The organism is Acidocella aminolytica 101 = DSM 11237, from assembly GCF_900129125.1.
GTDB lineage: Bacteria > Pseudomonadota > Alphaproteobacteria > Acetobacterales > Acetobacteraceae > Acidocella > Acidocella aminolytica.
In genome coordinates this window covers 1-15,994 of sequence record NZ_FQVJ01000058.1, presented here as the reverse complement: position 1 = coordinate 15,994, position 15,994 = coordinate 1, and the positions used below count along the sequence as shown (strand labels likewise).

General features: G+C 59.9%; 20 protein-coding genes and 1 other annotated feature. Of the genes, 8 read left to right on the top strand and 12 right to left on the bottom strand.

The features are described from left to right. On the top strand, positions 1 to 304 hold a 304-nt coding region (locus tag BUB54_RS18555), incomplete at its 5' end, for a transposase (protein ID WP_139284873.1). On the opposite strand, the gene BUB54_RS20540 is transcribed toward BUB54_RS18555, so the two are convergent. From BUB54_RS20540 to BUB54_RS18535, 5 genes are all read right to left on the bottom strand, one after another. Continuing rightward, a complete protein-coding gene (locus tag BUB54_RS20540; RefSeq protein WP_139285001.1) occupies positions 249 to 1,901 on the bottom strand; it encodes a hypothetical protein in 1,653 nt (550 codons plus the stop codon). The genes BUB54_RS18555 and BUB54_RS20540 overlap by 56 nt on opposite strands. Positions 1,902 to 2,209: 308 nt before the next feature. Beyond that, entirely contained in the window at positions 2,210 to 2,467 is a 258-nt protein-coding gene (locus BUB54_RS18545; protein WP_048879897.1) for a hypothetical protein, read from the bottom strand. Between the two features lie 194 nt (positions 2,468 to 2,661). Beyond that, the gene (locus BUB54_RS18540; protein ID WP_048879898.1) at positions 2,662 to 3,267 is read right to left on the bottom strand and encodes a hypothetical protein; all 606 of its coding nucleotides are present in this window, start codon (positions 3,265 to 3,267) and stop codon (positions 2,662 to 2,664) included. Between the two features lie 2 nt (positions 3,268 to 3,269). After that, complete coding sequence (locus tag BUB54_RS21305; RefSeq protein ID WP_199444730.1) at positions 3,270 to 3,683, bottom strand: hypothetical protein; 414 nt, start codon at positions 3,681 to 3,683, stop codon at positions 3,270 to 3,272. A gap of 158 nt (positions 3,684 to 3,841) precedes the next feature. After that, positions 3,842 to 4,756, bottom strand: a complete 915-nt coding sequence (locus tag BUB54_RS18535; protein ID WP_048879900.1) for a LysR family transcriptional regulator — start codon at positions 4,754 to 4,756, stop codon at positions 3,842 to 3,844. Positions 4,757 to 4,899: 143 nt separating this feature from the next. On the opposite strand from BUB54_RS18535, the gene BUB54_RS18530 reads away from it, so the two are divergent. After that, positions 4,900 to 5,778, top strand: a complete 879-nt coding sequence (locus tag BUB54_RS18530) for an SDR family oxidoreductase (RefSeq protein WP_241869439.1) — start codon at positions 4,900 to 4,902, stop codon at positions 5,776 to 5,778. 135 nt (positions 5,779 to 5,913) lie between these two features. Here the strand turns inward: BUB54_RS18530 and BUB54_RS18525 are convergent, their stop codons facing one another. Together BUB54_RS18525 and BUB54_RS18520 are read right to left on the bottom strand one after the other, a co-directional pair. Further along, positions 5,914 to 6,225 carry a hypothetical protein gene (locus tag BUB54_RS18525; protein WP_199444731.1) on the bottom strand — a complete coding sequence of 104 codons (312 nt, stop codon included), beginning with the start codon at positions 6,223 to 6,225 and terminating at the stop codon, positions 5,914 to 5,916. Between the two features lie 74 nt (positions 6,226 to 6,299). Beyond that, entirely contained in the window at positions 6,300 to 6,791 is a 492-nt protein-coding gene (locus BUB54_RS18520) for a MarR family winged helix-turn-helix transcriptional regulator (protein WP_073212003.1), read from the bottom strand. A gap of 114 nt (positions 6,792 to 6,905) precedes the next feature. Between BUB54_RS18520 and BUB54_RS18515 the strand changes: the two genes are divergently transcribed. Continuing rightward, complete coding sequence (locus tag BUB54_RS18515; protein ID WP_048879901.1) at positions 6,906 to 7,787, top strand: NAD-dependent epimerase/dehydratase family protein; 882 nt, start codon at positions 6,906 to 6,908, stop codon at positions 7,785 to 7,787. A 5-nt stretch (positions 7,788 to 7,792) separates the two neighbouring features. On the opposite strand, the gene BUB54_RS18510 is transcribed toward BUB54_RS18515, so the two are convergent. Both BUB54_RS18510 and BUB54_RS18505 read right to left on the bottom strand, forming a co-directional pair. Further along, a complete protein-coding gene (locus tag BUB54_RS18510; RefSeq protein WP_199444732.1) occupies positions 7,793 to 8,695 on the bottom strand; it encodes a Rossmann-fold NAD(P)-binding domain-containing protein in 903 nt (300 codons plus the stop codon). Then, on the bottom strand, positions 8,688 to 9,134 hold the full coding sequence (locus tag BUB54_RS18505) for a nuclear transport factor 2 family protein (protein ID WP_048879902.1): 447 nt from the start codon (positions 9,132 to 9,134) through the stop codon (positions 8,688 to 8,690). The genes BUB54_RS18510 and BUB54_RS18505 overlap by 8 nt, the downstream gene beginning before the upstream one ends. A 55-nt stretch (positions 9,135 to 9,189) precedes the next feature. On the opposite strand from BUB54_RS18505, the gene BUB54_RS18500 reads away from it, so the two are divergent. Then, positions 9,190 to 9,801: a TetR-like C-terminal domain-containing protein gene (locus BUB54_RS18500; RefSeq protein ID WP_048879903.1), complete on the top strand. Its 612-nt coding sequence runs from the start codon at positions 9,190 to 9,192 to the stop codon at positions 9,799 to 9,801. Positions 9,802 to 9,872: 71 nt separating this feature from the next. On the opposite strand, the gene BUB54_RS18495 is transcribed toward BUB54_RS18500, so the two are convergent. Next, positions 9,873 to 10,613 carry a glucose 1-dehydrogenase gene (locus tag BUB54_RS18495; RefSeq protein ID WP_048879904.1) on the bottom strand — a complete coding sequence of 247 codons (741 nt, stop codon included), beginning with the start codon at positions 10,611 to 10,613 and terminating at the stop codon, positions 9,873 to 9,875. A gap of 81 nt (positions 10,614 to 10,694) precedes the next feature. Between BUB54_RS18495 and BUB54_RS18490 the strand changes: the two genes are divergently transcribed. Next, positions 10,695 to 11,330, top strand: coding sequence for a TetR/AcrR family transcriptional regulator (locus tag BUB54_RS18490; protein ID WP_199444733.1), 636 nt, complete (start codon positions 10,695 to 10,697; stop codon positions 11,328 to 11,330). Positions 11,331 to 11,434: 104 nt separating this feature from the next. Here the strand turns inward: BUB54_RS18490 and BUB54_RS21300 are convergent, their stop codons facing one another. Together BUB54_RS21300 and BUB54_RS18485 are read right to left on the bottom strand one after the other, a co-directional pair. After that, positions 11,435 to 11,671 (bottom strand): hypothetical protein, encoded by a 237-nt coding sequence (locus BUB54_RS21300; protein ID WP_217652550.1) that lies wholly within the window; start codon positions 11,669 to 11,671, stop codon positions 11,435 to 11,437. Beyond that, complete coding sequence (locus tag BUB54_RS18485; protein ID WP_048879906.1) at positions 11,649 to 12,611, bottom strand: SDR family oxidoreductase; 963 nt, start codon at positions 12,609 to 12,611, stop codon at positions 11,649 to 11,651. Before BUB54_RS18485 ends, BUB54_RS21300 begins: the two co-directional genes overlap by 23 nt. Positions 12,612 to 13,022: 411 nt before the next feature. On the opposite strand from BUB54_RS18485, the gene BUB54_RS18480 reads away from it, so the two are divergent. From BUB54_RS18480 to BUB54_RS18465, 3 genes are all read left to right on the top strand, one after another. Next, on the top strand, positions 13,023 to 13,928 hold the full coding sequence (locus BUB54_RS18480; RefSeq protein WP_158320137.1) for an AraC family transcriptional regulator: 906 nt from the start codon (positions 13,023 to 13,025) through the stop codon (positions 13,926 to 13,928). 97 nt (positions 13,929 to 14,025) lie between these two features. Further along, positions 14,026 to 14,244 (top strand): hypothetical protein, encoded by a 219-nt coding sequence (locus tag BUB54_RS21010; RefSeq protein ID WP_082075744.1) that lies wholly within the window; start codon positions 14,026 to 14,028, stop codon positions 14,242 to 14,244. Between the two features lie 47 nt (positions 14,245 to 14,291). Next, positions 14,292 to 15,514, top strand: a protein-coding gene (locus tag BUB54_RS18465; RefSeq protein WP_139284999.1) for an IS3 family transposase whose coding sequence is annotated in 2 segments (ribosomal slippage) — positions 14,292 to 14,577 and positions 14,577 to 15,514 — 1,224 coding nt in all. Because the reading frame shifts where the segments join, the coding sequence is not laid out codon by codon here. After that, positions 14,570 to 14,686: a sequence feature (AL1L pseudoknot), on the top strand. It overlaps the preceding gene by 117 nt. Positions 15,515 to 15,994: the final 480 nt, after the last annotated feature.

Sequence of the window (15,994 nt, the reverse complement as noted above, 5' to 3'; positions counted from 1 at the left end):
CGCTGAACCGCTGATCAACACAACCAAGGTGCCCAAGAAATTCCTCGCCGACAAAGCTTATGACAGCGCCGAATTACGCAAGGTACTGAAAAAGCGCGGCACAAAGCCGGTTATTCCAAATAAGTGCAACCGCAAGAAGCCCTTCAGCTTCAGCAAAAAAGCCTACAGGGATCGACACCTCATCGAAAATGCCTTCTGTCGCCTGAAAGACTTCAGACGTATCGCAACACGTTACGACCGGCTCGAAGTCAATTTCGCCGCATCAATATACCTGGTTGCCGCCATCGTCTGGTGGATTTTATGAGTCTGGACCCTAATAATGTTTGAACCGTACAAGAGCCAACCGATGTAGAATATGCAATTGCTTTGTGATGACGCGATTGGAGTTCAACAACACCTGCGGTTCCAGACGACAGCCGCCAACCAAGGGAGCCATCTGGAAATACCTTCGGAGCACGAGACCAGAAGTCAGTCAGTTCTTTGAATCGCCAGGACGTACCCCAATGTGGATCCAGGCCGATAAAGGTGGGAGATATCGCCCCCTCGACAAGTACGCCATGCGTATCTCTGAAAGATGCAAACAGGTCTGCAGCCCCACGAGAGAATGGACTGAGAGAGGATTCTTGAGCGTCAACGAACTGCCAATAACGCTCCAATTCATCGGGATCATTCAGACTATCGAAAATGGTGACGAAGTCTGCCAGCGGAAGCAAACGAGTGGGTTTCTCGGGCGCGTTGACAGCGCCAAATGCTGTCCCTGCCTGGGTAACAACAATGATGATGTGAAGTTCATCGGCATTTAGTCCAACTTTATTTCTTGATAGTGACAGGAGACGCCCATCGGGACGGCCGAAGACGATCGGTGCGCCACGCCTCACCATGGCGTACACTTTCTTTGCCGTGTCTGATAGACGCTCAATCGATGCATGGTCACAGGAGCAAATAAGATAAAGACCTGTATCGGCCGAGATCATGCAACTAATAGGTAGGTCTTTGCAGACTGTATTACCGACAAAAAGCGTCAAGGGCCCCGTGATTGAATTTTGGAATCGCTCGCCAACGAATTGCGCAAGTCTCCGCTGGGTATGGAGGCTCACCCCGGCTAGGTTTTTGTTAGCCCAATGGTCAATAATGAGCCCCGGAGCGCTACGTACGGACATCGGCACCCAAGTGCCGTCGCTTTCGGCCGCCAGAAAAGGCAGGGCTGTCCCATTCATCACTGCATTTCCGAATGCATCCCATGTCAGCGGCGCTTCAAAGGTACCAAAATGAAAATCAAGCGCAAACCCTGCCATTTTTCGTAAATCTGAGACATCGTCGCCTATTTTCTGAAGAATCGACCTGCAAGTTAGCCAAAAATCTTCCGGAGCCACCTCAACAAAAGCTTGTTGCGCCTCGGTCACGGTGGCGCCCCCTAGGCTAGGCATCGATTCGATGATGCGCGCTTGCAGAGCAACGGCAAGATCCATTTGGGCTTGAGCTTCTGGGATTTGCGCGTAAGTGATTCGAAACGCTTCTACGAAATCGGGAGTTCGTTCAATGCAACTGCCATAGAACATCGGGACAAAATTTTGGCCAAAACGCACCTTGGTTTGACCCCAGTCGGCTTCAGGGGAAAAATCCTCAAGAAACGGGAATTCGGGCCACACCGTGTAAAGTGCTTGTGAAAACACTTTGAAATCCGCGTAGCTGGTAATTGGTATCGATTCAGGAATATCGTGCGTGATCTCTAACAGAACGTGCCATGCGAAAATGTGCTTGACAGGACTGCCTGCATTGGCCGGCCATAGCTCAGAGACACTCAATGCAATAGCGGCGTCAACGCGCTTATACTGGCAAAGTAATGCACGCGTCGCCTCGCGATGATCGTGGTACAGTTTGTCCTGATCACTTTTAGCCATAGGTCCATGCAATCCAAGTATCTCACGTAACATGAGGCTAGGATCGGGCTTTCATTCGTGCAAGTCTTTGTTCCCGCTTTTCGGAGTTTCTTCCCCATGTGATCTTTTCTCGGTACTCGGACTTTTCGTCGGCTGACGTAGCCAACCAAGTCACCTTTTCCGCCCCGATGTTCGGCGGCCAATGGCAGTTTATCTTGTTTCCCGTCCCAGACCGGGCTGTCCGCTTTCGGCCCCAACTGGCCATAAGCAGCACGGCGGGCAATCATCGCGATACCCCATAAGCCGACCGACGGGCATCTCCGAACCATTCATTCGCGGTCACGCGATTTGAGTGCCCGGGTGACTTCATCCCCGGCTCTGTCGAAACGCACCAGTTCGCGCCGTCCGTCCGGATGCTCTTTGATGAGCAAGCCCGCCGGGGTGTCGTCCTTGGCATAGTAGATCGGGAATCCGGCCTGTAGGTGTTCTTTGGCGGCGGCTCCATCGTCATGCTGAAGCGCGTGCAGGAGGTCACGCCAAAGCGCCTCGTTGGGGTCGTCGATACCGCTCGGCTCCACGGCTTTCATTTGCTGATATTCCTTTCGCGTGTGGCAAGGTATCGGCGCTGAGCCGTTTGGTCCAGCGTTCAGAAAACGGTGGTTTTCCGAACACCACAACATTTCGGGCGAAGGACGGGTAGGTCGTGCGTTTGGAGGCAAGATTCCCGTCAATCTTTCAATGTCGATATCGTGTCAGGTTTGCAATTCTCATGAGGCAAGGGTCATAAGTGGGCAGGCAACTTTGCCTGCCATCCACTCATCAGGATCAGTGTGCCCTCAACAGTTTCGCCGTCGTTGACCAGTTCTAGTTCTCCAACCGGCGTGGTTTCGTCCCATTGGAAATGTTCCGAGAGGAACGATAGCGCTTCACGCTTATAGGCCGTGTCAAGATTATCGAGCGGATCGCCTTTTGTTTCGAGCACCGTGATGCGTTTGGATTCTCCGTCCCGCTGCACGGTGAAGATGAAATCGGGATAGATTTTGGTCTTCTTCCATCCCTGAATGCCATACTGCGTTCGGGCGACGTTGCGGTGCCACCAAGTCAGCGTCTTTTCCCCATCAAGATATACGGCCACGTCCCGTTCGTCGCCATTCAGCTCATTTTCGTAGGCCGGCGCGAACTGGCTCTTTTCCAGTGGACCATCGGCTCGGTTCAGAAGCTGAGGAGCGTTCTCCGGTTCGGTGGTTTCGATGCTAAATGGTATTCGCCAGTTGCGGCCATCTAGCCGCAGCCGGAACTGGATGCTGCCCGCCGCCACTTCCGCCTGGAAGAGGACTTCGGCACGCCCATTCCGACCGGCATCGAGGCCGTTGCGCAGCTCTTCCACGATCAGGCGGCGAGCTGGCCAAGCTTGGCATCATCGAAACCGCGCACCCGAAGGGCGGCTATCATCGCGCCGACAATCTCGCGCCCGACGAAGGGATTCGGCACGGTATCCGAGATCATTTGGACGGCGTGGGCCGGATCGAAGGCAAGAATTTCCGTGTTCGCCGCGACCGTCTCGCTGGAATAGACCCAGGCTTGCGCCGAGGCCCGCCGGTCTGCGCCGGTGTCCGGTCGAAACGGGGAGCCGTTCACCAGCCGCTCGAACTCGACGAGGCGTGCGTGCGGGATGATGCGATCGAGCGCGGGACAGGCTTCACACAGGTAAGCAGGAATTGTGCGGCAGCACAGGAACAGCGTAGCCGCCCGAGGAAAGTGTCTCCGCCCACTCCTGCATACCATGCTGGAATAGACGCGCATCGACGGCACCAGGCCTTGCGGTGCCGGGTACCCCTGACGGGTAGTACTTATCAAGCCGCAGGACCAGCGCGACGATTGGATCAATCAGCCGGCGTGGCATGACTGCCTGGGACCCGGTGCCAATCCCGATGCCCGCAGCGCGGAGGGATCGCTTCTCGTCAGACCGGCGCCTGAATTTTCGGAACGCCTTCTTTCAGGAGCGCCATCACCAGGCGGATCGCCGGCGAGAGCACTCGCCGGCTAGCGTGATAGAGGTGGTTGCCCGCAAGTGGCGCCGACCATGGCTCGAGCACCTCCACCAGAGCGCCACTTTTCAAGTGCTCACGGGCGCGCCGATGGCGCACATAGGCGAGGCCGTCTCCAGCGATCGCCCGACGTATCAATAGGTCGGCGTCGTCAGTGACGAAGGCGGGCTCGAGCACCATACGCGTCGTCAACCCGTTCCTGTGCATCTTCCAGAGCTGCAGATCGCGCGAGCCGGCGATACGGTAGAACATGCAGCGGTGTGCACTCAGGTCCTCTGGCGCCTCCGGGGTCCGATGCTTAGCGATGTATTCCGGTGACGCCACCACCGCCGACCGGTCGTCCGGCTCCAGCCTGTGGACGACCATGTCGGGCGCAATCAAGCGGCCCGGGCGGATCCCGAGATCAAAGCCGTCCCGCACGATGTCTATGAGGGATTCGTCGACGGATAGCTCCACCACCACGGCGGGGTAGTCGCAATGAAGCCTAGAGAGTACCGGCTCGATGTAACGCTCCACGCTCCAACGGTTGGCGGTAATCCTAACCGTTCCCGCTGGCGTTGAGCGCCACTCGCCCAACAAGCCGAGCCCGGCCGCCACCTCCGCAAGTCCGGGACCGGCACGGGCGAGCAGCGATGCTCCGGCCTCAGTCAAGCTGACGCTGCGCGTGCTGCGATGGAGGAGCTGGACGCCGAGCCGACGTTCGAAGTCGCGAATCTGGTGGCTCAGAGCCGAGGTCGACACGCCCAGCTTCGCACTAGCACGGGTGAAGCTGCACTCCTCGGCGATGATGGCGAGCGTGTAGGTATCGCGTAGGTCGGCCTTGTTCATTATTGATCTCAGCTCAACTGATCAGGTTCATTTATACCGCTAATTAAATCTCCGCCATGGGTCTATATGATTGGAGTGAGGCCCAGCGCATGGGCGATCCTCCCAATCCTCCAATACCCATCGATAGAAAGCGATCGGAAGCAATGATTTACGCCGTTACCGGAGCCACAGGCCACCTTGGCCGCCATGTGATCGCGGCTCTCCTGGAAACCCTGCCGGCGAGTTGTATCGCAGCGCTAGTCCGCACGCCTTCCAAGGCCGACGATATGGCTAAGAAAGGCGTGTCGATCCGCGAAGCCGAGTACGACAAGCCCGAGACGCTCCTCCCCGCGTTGGCCGGCGTCGACAAACTCCTGCTGGTCGCCAGTAGTAAGCTCGGCGGCCGAGTTGCTCAGCACAAGGCTGTCATCGACGCTGCTAAGCAAGCAAACGTCAGGCTGATTGCCTATACAAGCGTCTTGCGCGCCGACACATCCGAGCTCGCCGTCGCCGAAGAGCATCGCCAAACCGAGGCGCTGTTGGGGGCCAGTGGCATCCCGTTCGTTCTGCTTCGCAACGGCTGGTACACGGAGAACTATACTTTCGCACTTCCGTCCGTGCTTCAACACGGCGTCGTGCTAGGCAGCGCCGGCGAGGGTCGTATCGCTTCAGCAGCGCGGGACGACTACGCAGAAGCCGCAGCCGCAGTCCTCACTGCTAAGGAGAACCAGGCTCGCATTTACGAACTCGCCGGCGACGTACCGTTCACGATGGCCGAACTTGCCGCAGAGATTTCACGGCAATCTGGCAAGAGGGTCGTCTACCGGGACATGCCAGAGGCCGACTATAGGGCTTCGCTGGTCAATGCCGGATTGCCAGAGTGCAACGCCGCCTCATTCGCCCGCTCCTCCGCGGCGTCCCGCCACGGCGCGCTGTTTGATGATGGTCATCAACTATCTAGCTTGATCGGCCGTCCCACCACATCATTGCACGATGTTGTCAGCCGTGCCCTGGGAGGTCTGGGACAACGAAATGATGCGTAATCCCCCCGTTTCCTCGAAGCGTGTAGGTGAAATTCCAGCTGGCGAATGGGGGTCTCCCTGCATGCCAAAGCGGTTACCTGCCTGACACGCCAAAGCTTTTCGTCACTGGCGCGACCGGCCAGCTCGGCGGTCTTGTTATCGACGCGCGGCTTGAGTTGGTGTGCACCGGCGAGCCGTCAGCCGTCTTCCCGGTTCTCGATCAACTGCGCCACCGCAAAGTCGCTTGAGCCAGCGGGCGCGGTCGAAGCGCATCAGTTCGCGCCGTCCGCTCGGATGCTCTTTGATGAGCAAGTCCACCGGGTTGTCATCCTCGGCGTAGTAGATCGGGAATCCGGCCTGTAGGAGTTCCTTGGCGGCGGCTCCATCGTCATGCCGGGCCGCGTGCAAGAGGTTACGCCACAGCGCCTCGTTGGGGTCGTCCACACTGCTCGGCTGCACGGCTTTCATTTGCGGGCATTCCTTTAGCATGAGGCAAGGTGTTGGCGCTTACCCGCTTGGTCCGGTGTCCAGAAAACGGCCCATCAGGCTTTCGTATCGGGCCCATGGGCCCGTTCGATTTTTGCCTTGTCTCGTCTCTGGCGGACCGTCTCCCCCATCTCGGTCTCGGCCAGAAAGGTTGCAAAGAATGCGCGCGCAGGCCCTAGATCGAACCCGTCGAGCTGGCTGCTCACCCAACTCCTGAACGCTTCCTTGGCGGTGCGCGCTTGCGCTGAAAGGACGCGACCACGCTCAGTCGGTTCCAACGTGAGACGACGACGGTCGTCCGCCGCGCTTCGCCGTGAGACCAGCCCGGCCTGCACCATGCGGTCCACGAGACGACTCGGGTGCCCCCCCTCAGCCACCATCAGAGACCCCAGTTCGCTCAGCGACATAGGCCCATATCGATCCAGCATATCAAGCACCTCGGCTTGACTTGCCGTCAGGTCCAGCGGGCGCAGTACGTCGTTGATGCGGCGCTCGGACTCTCGCATAGCCGCCTTCATCAACAAGCCAATTTCTTCAACATCGTCCATCGCTCCCAATCCTAACCCGGTGGTGGGCATCAACCAAGCCATCGGAAACACGCTTGCACATTTATATGCTATAGCATATTATGCTATCGCATATAAATCATCTTGGCAGGAATAATGGACACCAACTCCGCTCCCTCAATCGGCCACGTCGTCGTGGTCGGTGCAAACAGCCGCACGGGTTTCCGGCTACTCCCCCACCTTAAAGGCATCGCCGCTCGTGTGACCGCCCTCGTCCGACAAAGGGTGGATGTCCTCGCTGACGAAATTCATTCTGACTGGATGAACAATCAGAAGGCGCTTGATGCGCTTGCAGGCGCCGATGCCGTGATCGTTCTGACTGGCGTCTTCGCGGCTCCGGATTGGGCGACCTACGAGAGCGGCACAGTTGCGACAGCGCGACGCGTGGCTGATACGATCCGAGGGCGCGAGAGTCCGGTGGTCTACTTCTCGGCCACGGGTGCTGATCCCGACGACAGCAACTGGTACCTGAAATCGAAGGGTCTCGCCGAGCAAGCACTCGCAGCACTTCCAGGGGCCGTGATCTTCCGGATCCAGCCACTAGTTTGTGGTGGTGCCTCCCCAACGCCTTTTGAAAACGCGCTTCTGCCGAAACCTCCAGGGCGCACCGTTCGTGTATTCGGCAACGGCACCCAACGTCGCCGCCCGCTTCATATCGATGACGTCGTTTCTGCGGTTCTCGCAGCGATTGGACGGCTCGGGCCAAAGGGAACCTACAACTTGGGTGGACCGGACGAGCACAGCCTCGTCGAGCTGATCTCGCTCGCCAACGGTCATGATGTGCCAATCGAGTTCGTCCCACGTCGAAACCTGGAGTCACTCCCGGCGCCGGCCTCCACGATCGGTGATCTGATGAGCAGAATGACCCTTGCGACCGACGCGGAAGAGACGGCGGCCACGTTCGGTTTACGCCTCACACGGCTCTCGGCCATATGGCCATTGTTAACGGCAGGCGATGGGGCTGGGCACAGCGGATAAGGATTTCAGGTCGCCCGCCGTCGCTCTTTTCCTTTATGTTCGGGATGGGCGAACGCCTCAGGTGTGGTGTCCGCGTCTACGCGCCAGGCCGGCGCAGCAGCTTCCGCAAAGGCCCGGAAGCGTGTTGGCGTCCGGCCCGTCAGTTGGGCCACCCCGTCAGTCGTTCTAGCCTCGGCGCCCTCGGCGATCCGTTGGTCGAGCGCGCTGAGCATACGCGCGTAGTCCGGGGGAAGGCCTTGCGCCTCAAAACGCTGCGCCTGAGTGTCTGCGTCTAAGGCGATATGCCGGATTGGCCGACGAAGAACCTGCGACAGAATCTCGGCAAGGTCCTTGTAGCTCAATGCCTCTGGACCGGTCAGTACGACATCCCGATTCAACGCGGCCGGCCCAACCAGCGCCGCCACCGCAGCCTCTGCGATGTCCCCGGCATCGATGAAGCCGATCCGGCCTGTCCCGGTCGCGCTGTAGATCACCCCCTCGTCGCGGAGCGTCAGGGCATGCGGCCCCTCGGAAAAGTTCTGCATGAACCATGAGGGTCTCAGCACCGCCCATTCCGGCGCATTCCGGGCGAGCCAATCGTGCACCTCTCCCATCATCGCTCCGCCTCGCTCTAGCGACGACGCGCTGAGCAGCACGAAGCGCCTTGTCCCCCCGGCAATTGCACGCTCTAGATGCGGGCGCATTTGGGCAAGGTGATCGATACGGTCGGTCGGCGCGACGAGGTAGGCCGCGGTGCAGCCCTCGAAGGCCGTCGCAGTCTGAGGGTCAGACCACTCGAATTGCCGGTCCATCGGACCCGCAGGATGCCGTGTGGCGATGTACGGGTCGTGGCCTGCCCGCGTCAGTGCCAAGGCGACCCGTGCCCCTGTCTTACCCTTACCGCCGGTGACAAGAATTCGTTCAGGCATCCGCCGCATCCTCGGCAAAAGCGGCCCGGGTGGCCTCGGCGCCTCCTAGCGCCGACAGGAGCACCAGCGGGTTCCAGTAATCGACGTAGCGGACAATTCGCCTGTCGCTCAACGCAATGACTGAGATGTAACGTTGATCATAGGGCACCCCGGTTCTCCGCCCTCGGCCATTGCAAGAAAACTCAATGACGAAGGTCTCACCCGACGGATGTACTCTGTGCAATGTCATCTCACCGAACTCGAGAAGCGGTGAGATGCGCGTGAGGTGGTTAAACAGCCCAGCCTTGCCGCTTAACCGTCGCGGCACTCCCTCGGGCGCATAAGGAAACTCGAAGACGATGTCATCGGCGAAAAGATCGCCAATCTCTTCCCCGGGCTCGAGACTTTCACCGAGAGCCCCGCGCAGCAGCCCAGGGAAGCTGTTGAACTTGCGTGTCATGATCGGTCCTCGTATGGTTGGAACGCTAACGTTCCGACGATATATGGATAGATGAATGGAACGCAACCGTCTCGACGAAAAAAAGACGCGCGCTCCTTCGGGGGCGGCGGTGCCGAGCGCCGTGCTCACCGAGCAGCTCTACCGCGCCTTCTTAGAGGAATGGGCCGAGCGTGGCTTTGCTGCCCTCAGTCTCGAACGGGTCGCGGCCCGCGCCGGCGCCGGAAAGGCCGCGATCTACCGTCGTTTCCCCTCCAAGCTCGCCTTCGCTGATGCGGTGCTGGACGCGCTTGGGCCCAGCGTGGCGCTGCCGGAGGATACCGGAGCGCTCGAATCCGATGTGCTGTCGTTCCTGTTGCGCCTGCGTGCGGTGCTACGCCATCCGCTGGTCCGCAGAATCCTGCCCGACCTGCACGCCGAGGCCGCTCGGTCCAAAGAGATGCGTGCGATCAACACGCGCGTCGCCGCAGCGCGCCGCGATCTCGGGCGGGCACTCCTTGACCGAGCCGTCGCTCGCGGTGACCTGCCCCATTCCCTGGACCGGGAACACGCGCTCGATCTGTTGCCCGCGACGCTCTACTGGCGGATGGTGGTGATCGGGCGCACACCTTCGACTAAGGAGTTGCGCACCATTGCATCCAGCCTGTCGGCTGCGCTGCGAAGATTGTGAGCCTCTTGCCGTCGACCTCGGGGATCTGCGGACCGTACGGTCCTGACCCGCGTCAGACTAATTGCAACGCATCAGCGCAAGCCTCCGGTGGCAAGCAGTTTTTCGCCAGTCAGCCAGCGCGCGTCATCGGATGCCAGGAAGACGGCCAACGCAGCGATGTCGTCTGTCCGACCGGCGCGACCAAGGGGAGTCTGCGCTATGATCTGCTCTTGGAAGCCCGAAGAAAGGCCGGCTTCTGAACCTTCGGTTTCCACAAGGCCGGGGTTGATGCAATTGACGCGGATCTTGCGCGGACCAAGTTCGTTGGCCAATACCCCGGTGATGATGTCTACCGCGCCTTTGCTGCCGGCGTAAATCGCCAGCTTTGGCCACAAGCCGCTAGTGATGTTGGAGGAGATGTTGATCACGCAGCCGCCTTCTCCAATATACTCTGCAGCGGCTTGCGTCGCTAGTAACACGCCGAGGACGTTGACGTCGAACACGCGCCTATATTGATCCTCCGTCACCGCCTCGATGGGCGACATTTCGTAGATGCCGGCATTGTTGACCAATACGTCGAGGCGACCGAAGGCCGTGATCGCTGCCTCAACTAAGGTCGTGACTTCGTCCGCCTTAGACACGTCCGCCCCCACTGCAATGGCCTTTCCACCAGTGCGAGTGATCGCATCGACGACAGCGTCCGCGTCGGCCTTACGCGAAGCATAGTTGACCACCACAGCGGCGCCTTCTGCGGCAAACGACTTGGCGATGGCCGCGCCGATGCCCCTAGAAGCCCCGGTAACGACGGCGACTTTGTCTGCAAGTTTCGTCATGGGCATGCTTCTCCAAAGATGTTGACTCAGTATATATACTGAGTATATGTACTGAGTACAAAAACTGGCAAGAGTCATATTTTGAAGCCCACAGACGCTCGATCCCGGACGCGCCGCGCTACGCGCCAAGCCATTTCTGACGCCGCCACGCAGCTCTTTTTCGAGCGGGGCTTTGACAATGTGACGATAGATGAGATCGCAGCAGTCGCCGGAGTCGGACGGATGACGGTGTTCAACCACTTTCCCCGAAAGGAGGATATGTTCTTCGACCGCGACGCGGAAGGCCGCGAGATCCTGCGCAACACGTTACGGCGGCTCGACCTCTGTGTTCCTCCGATCGAGGCATTGCACCAGCTTGCGCATCAGCTAGTGGCGGAAGAGAGCCGTTATCTCGATTTTTCCGAGATGGGCCAAGCCTATATCAAGACGATCGAGGGCAGTGAGCCTCTGAAGGCTCGGGCCAGGGCGATACGGGACGAACTCGCCCAGGTCGTCGCAACAGCGCTTGTTGAGTGCGTGGGGCAAGAGGCTTGTGATCCCGATGCCCATCTGGCCGCGGAGATACTTCTGGCGACATGGGGCACGGCCTTCATCCAGGCTCATCGGCGGTTTCGCCGGAATCGTGATCCAGAAGAAGCTAGAGGAGTCTTTCTCGCAATTGTTGATAGGGGAACCATCGCCCTTAAGGCGGCAATGGTTGGGACGCCCTACGTGTAGTGAAACCTTTGCACTGGATATGAGCCAGTTCCGCAGCGGCAGAGAAGTCCTAACTTGGCAGGGCTTTGCCTGCCTTGACGGTCGTACAAAAGCGCTCTTTGCCTTCAGGTGCGAGGGGCGCAAATGCCGTCCCGTCGAAATTTTCCCACAAACGGGCCGATAAGATCGACGTTAAGCGCAGCAGACAGCGCATGGGCCGCGTCATGAGCTTGCTCAGCCATTGAAATGGTAGCGGCTTCCTCCACCAACGGCATCGACAGGCCGTGCGCCCATCGGTAATTGTGGGACGAAAGTAGGCCCGCTGCTTCTGCGTAGCAGTCACGTACGGAAATAAGCCTCACGATCAAGGTCTGCCAGTAGCCCCGGATGGGTGGGGTGCCATCCCAGCCGTTCTTGGGTTAGCTGGCTGGAGACTGGATTGTCGTAGGCGGCGAAAGGAGCGAGCCATTTGAATCGGCGGGCCGCCTCCGGGGGCGTCAGGCTGACCGTAGGCAGTTTCAGCCGCCGTCCGATCACCTCGGCGATTTGATGGAAGGGAATACCCTCTTCGGCCACGCCGTGATAGCGCGCGCCGGCCCGGCCATTCTCCAGGGCGAGGCGCAGCAGGACCGCCGCATCGAGGCGATGAATAGCGCTCCAGCGGTTCTCACCATCGCCGACATAGCCCGCGCTGTTATGCTTGCGCGCGGCGGCGATGAAGCTCGGGACGAGGCCGTGATCGCCATCCCCGTGGACCGAAGGGGCCAGGCGGACCACGGTTGCGCGCACACCCCGCTCGGCCCAAGCTTTCACCGATGCTTCGGCTTGCGAACGCATCCAGCCCGGGGAGCGCGGGTCTGGCTCCTGATCTTCGGTTGCGGTGTGCGCTTCGGCCATGCCCATAGTGCCGAATACAGTCACAAGAGGCCGGCCTGAACCCTGCAACGGACCAGCCAAGGCGTCAATCGCGTGCCGGTCCGCAGCGGTGATCGCTGCGCCGAACCGGCTTACGATGCCGGATGGCGAGCCGCCGAGGATCAGCCGAAGTCGGCGCCCCAGCGGGATATCGCGCGGACTGTGGATGAAGGCCAAGTGGATTACGCCCTCCGCCGCTGCGGCTGCGGCGCCAAGCGTGTCGGGCTCGTACAGGGAGCCTGCATGGACGTTCGCGCCAAGTTTTGCCAATTTTTGGGCGGCGTTCTTGGATCGAGCCAGGCCGGTGACCTGATGACCGGCACCAATCAGCTCTTTCACAACTGCCTGGCCGATGAAGCCGCTCGCGCCGGTTACAAATACCCGCATTCCGATCTCTCCAAAATCCGTCACAGAATATCGGCGGCAGGTACGACGCGCTATCATCGAACGTCTAGTTCTGTTGATCGAACGTCCAATCGGCTCCCCTTCTCAGTCTTGCCACGGAAGATCGGAATCCAGCTGCTGAAGTCTGAGCGATCATACCGGGTGCCGCCGGTCCGCTTCACGCGCTCAACGGCCGCCCTAGCACTGCGCCCCGAACCGCAGGAAAGACCGGAGCTGGAACTGGCTCCGCCGCTATACGAATGACCGCCTCCCACCCCGTTGTCGCATTTCACGGAGAGCATCCACGTGTCAGGATGCAGAAATTATCTCCGCCGGAACACCTCTCATGACAGGTATCGGCCGTGGCTGAGACGTGGTACGATGAAATTCTGTTTTTTGTTATCGGGCGTCCAATTGGATCCTTTGTCCCAGGTTATCGGCCTGCTGCGGCCACGCGAGTTGACCTGGCGCTTGATCGCGGTGCAGGAGCCTTGGGCGATCGGCTTTCCCGCCGTAGACGCTGTCGTATTCGGGCAGTTGATTGAAGGAACATGTGCGCTCGAACGCGGCGAGATCCGACTGATGCTGCAGCCGGGCGATTTCATGATGATGGCGTGTCCGCCGGAATGGGTCCTGCGATCAGGGCCGGATGTTGAGCCGATCGGATTGAAGGAGCTACTCGCGGATCCGGGGGCTCTCCAAGGCGGCGATCCTGCCACGCCCGCCGCCCGGTTCTTGGCGGGGCACTTCCTGTTTGCCGACCCCAATGCGGCTTCTATCGCGAGTCTGCTCTCGCCGGTCGTGCATGTTTGCGCGGCCGACGTTGCCGCCCAACGGCTAGGACAACTGCTGAGGCTTTTGGACGACGAGGCAACTGCGGACCGACCGGGTCGTTCACTGGCGCTGGATCGTCTTCTCGAGGTGATCCTCGTGGAGACGCTGCGCCATCGCGCTGGCCAGGTCGATGGCATGCGGCCGGGGCTGCTGGCGGGCTTGGCCGATCCGCGTATCAGCCGCGCGCTACGGAGGCTGCATATGGAGCCGTCACGCGCCTGGACCGTTGCCCAACTCGCACGGGAAGCTGGGATGTCTCGTGCCGGCTTCGCGGCCCGCTTCACCGAGATCGTCAGCATTTCCCCCATCGGCTACCTGTCGGCTTGGCGTATGTCACTCGCCAAAGCTGCGTTGGTATCGACCGCACGAGAGATGATCGACGTAGCCGAGCTCGCAGGCTACGGATCAGTCAGCGCCTTCAGCACCGCGTTCAGGCGCGCCACAGGACTATCCCCAACGGCTTATCGCCAAATGGCGGGAGGTTGAGGCGAAATCCAGACTCGCCGCTACCGAACTCTTTGGCGTGCTCACGGATTAGAGGGTGTTATGTACTTTCCCGCTGGGTTGATTCATGCCGGCGTGCATGGAGAGCATTCGCAAGCCGTATACCTCTGACGTATCAGACGACGAGGGGTCATTGGTGGTTTCCTATCTGACGCTGGTTCGTGAAGACGCGTCGCAACGACAGCACTCGCTTCGGCAGTTGTTCAAGGGACTGTCAGGCCGGTACCCGGCCATCGCAACCCGATACGAAAAGCGCGCCACCAACTATCTCGCCGTCGTCAAGCTCGCCTCAATCTGAACCGCCCCGGGTATTTCGGAGGCTCCTACTCTTGAGAAGATGGAGCCATGAGCAAAGCAGCGAAGTACTCCCCGGAGACCCGGGAACGGGCGGTGCGGATGGTGTTCGAGCACCAGAATGACCACGCCTCGCAGTGGGCGACGATCGAATCGGTTGCCGCCAAGATCGGCTGCACCGCGCAGACGCTGTGCAACTGGGTGCGCCAGGCCGAGCGTGATCAGGGCCTGCGCGAGGGCCTGACCACGTCCGAGCGCGAGAAGATGAAAGCGCTGGAACGCGAGGTGCGTGAGTTGCGCCAGGCCAACGAGATCCTGCGCAAGGCCAGCGCGTATTTTGCCCAGGCGGAGCTCGACCGCCGGTTCAAGCGATGAAGACGTTCATTGACGAACACCGAGCCGACTATGGGGTCGAGCCGATCTGCAAGGTGCTGCCGATCGCCCCGTCGACGTACTACCTCCATGCGGCCCGCCACGCCGACCCGACGACGGCACCGCCGCGGGTGCAGCGCGACGCGGTGCTGGAGACGGAAGTTCACCGGGTGTGGGACAAGAATCACCGGGTTTACGGTGCCCGCAAGGTCTGGCGACAACTTCACCGGGAAGGCTTTGAAGCGGCCCGCTGCACGGTCGAGCGCCTGATGCGCCGGCTCGGCATCCGGGGCGTGGTCCGTGGTCAGCCGGTCAGGACGACGGTCAGCGACAAGGCCGCGCCGTGCCCGCTGGACCGGGTGAACCGGCAGTTCCAGGCCGATCGTCCGAATGCGCTGTGGGTGGCCGACTTCACGTACGTGTCGACGTGGCAGGGCCATCTGTACGTGGCCTTCGTGATTGACGTGTTCGCCCGTCGCATCGTGGGCTGGAAAGTGTCCAATACCATGCGCACGGACTTCGTACTTGATGCGCTGGAACAGGCGCTGCACGCCCGCAGGCCGTTCGATGCCGGAAGCCTGATTCACCACAGCGACAGGGGATCGCAATATGTGTCCATTCGCTACAGCGAGCGTCTGGCCGAGGCAGGCATCGAAGCTTCAGTGGGCAGCGTGGGCGATTCCTATGACAACGCATTGGCCGAGACCATCAACGGCCTGTACAAGGCGGAGGTGATTCATCGCCAGTCTTGGCGCACCCGGGAAGCTGTCGAATGGGCGACCCTGGAGTGGGTGGACTGGTTCAACCACCAGCGGCTGCTGGGGCCGATCGGGGACATCCCGCCGGCAGAAGCTGAGGCAAACTACTATCGGCAACAGGAACGTCAGGTCATGGCGGCCTGACTCAAACCAAACAGCCTCCGAAGAACCCGGGCGGTTCAGAGCGTGGTATTTTTCGTGGCATCCCTGAATTTGGCCTTGTAAGAACGCTGATTTTGATGGGTATTTTTATCTAATTAATAATCGAGTGGGTATTATAGTTTGCCTGCGAAGCACAAAAACCCTTTCTTCTGGGTCTCTTTGCCCAGGCTGCTACCATGCTGGAGTGTCCGTTTTTCTTTGTTTGCTGGCCGAAACGGACGTTCTCCTATCGGCCCGTCTCACGTCGGATTCTTATAGATTACTCACTCTAATAGCAGGCATTAAGTAGAGGTTACATGCACGATTTTCTACACGATATAGTGTAAGCGTAAGCTGTTGCCCGCCTTGCGGTGATTTCCCTGATCCTGAATCTGGCCGTTTGAACTGAACGGCGGTTTTCATGGACGACGACACAGTAGTTGAGAGGGTACTCCGGAGGGCTCCGGAGGTGTTGGGGGAGGT